Here is a 1,053-nt window from a genome sequence, read left to right as displayed (position 1 = left end):
GGCGTCCCATGGATACCATAGCGAATCTGCAAGCCATGACCGCCAGACTTATATTCTCCAGGAGACATGGCTTCTAGGTTGACAAATAAATCATGAAGACGTCCCGGACTAGATAAGCCAGTATCCAGGGTGAGGTCTAGCAAATTTTTGGTCGTCTGAATCTTTGACTTAGCGTAGTCCACCGTTAGATATTGTAAAAACCGTTTAGGACTGATGCCGACCCATTGGGTAAATAAGCGCTGAACGTGAGATTCACTGAGGTGTAGATGATCTGCGATCGCCCTTAAATCAGGCTGTTCAGCATGGTGGTGGCGCAGGAAAGCGATCGCCGCCGCAATGCGTTCGTAGGTGTCCTGCTGATTGAGCTTGATATCCGCTGAAGAGGTCATAGTGTCGTCTAGTGCCGCTCCCTATCACCCTCACTGTACCGATGGGTGGACAATTCTACCACCCGTTTCTTGCTTTCTAGATCCAATCCTTCAAGCGAATAGTCGTTGTCGAGAGTTAGAACCCAACATCACTCAGGCAGGAGGATTCAACCTAGCGGCGATCGCTGCTGATCTTGGATACTGGATTGGGTATCAGCAATTCAGTAGCGGTGAGGGTTGGGGAATGCGTTGCTGATCGATCGCCTCCTCCAAGAGACGCACAGGAATGAGGTTCACAGCACAGGCCTTCAGTTCTGGCTGCAGGGAGGTGGGGCAGAGGGCCGCGTGAGTTAGGGCATTCACCTCGGCATCATCGGCCCAGATTGCGCCCCAGTGCATGGGCATGAAGACCGTACCGGGGGCGATCGCTTTCGTAATGGTCACCGGTAGGCGAACAAAGCCGCGTCGCGATCGCACCTCCACCCAGTCACCTTCCTGTAGATCAAATGGAGCTGCATCCTTAGGGTGAATTTCTAGGAACGGAGCTGGGTGCATGGCGGCAGTTTTCGCAATCCGACCGGTGCGGGTCTGGGTATGCCAATGGCCGTAGAGGCGACCGTTGGTGAGCACGAGGGGATAGTCAGAATCGCTGGGTTCTGACAGACCACGGGCATGAACTGCCATA

General features: G+C 53.7%; 2 protein-coding genes. Both read right to left on the bottom strand.

All coding sequences use genetic code 11. The features are described 5' to 3' along the window. On the bottom strand, positions 1-389 hold a 389-nt coding region (locus tag V6D20_22590; GenBank protein ID HEY9818570.1), incomplete at its 3' end, for an AraC family transcriptional regulator. A gap of 192 nt (positions 390-581) precedes the next feature. Continuing rightward, positions 582-1,053, bottom strand: a 472-nt coding sequence (locus tag V6D20_22585; GenBank protein ID HEY9818569.1) for a molybdopterin dinucleotide binding domain-containing protein, incomplete at its 5' end; no start/stop codon positions are given.

It is taken from the genome of Candidatus Obscuribacterales bacterium (assembly GCA_036703605.1).
In the GTDB taxonomy this organism is placed as follows: domain Bacteria; phylum Cyanobacteriota; class Cyanobacteriia; order RECH01; family RECH01; genus RECH01.
Note: the sequence above shows the minus strand (reverse complement) of the source record. Positions and strands in the feature narration are given on the sequence as shown.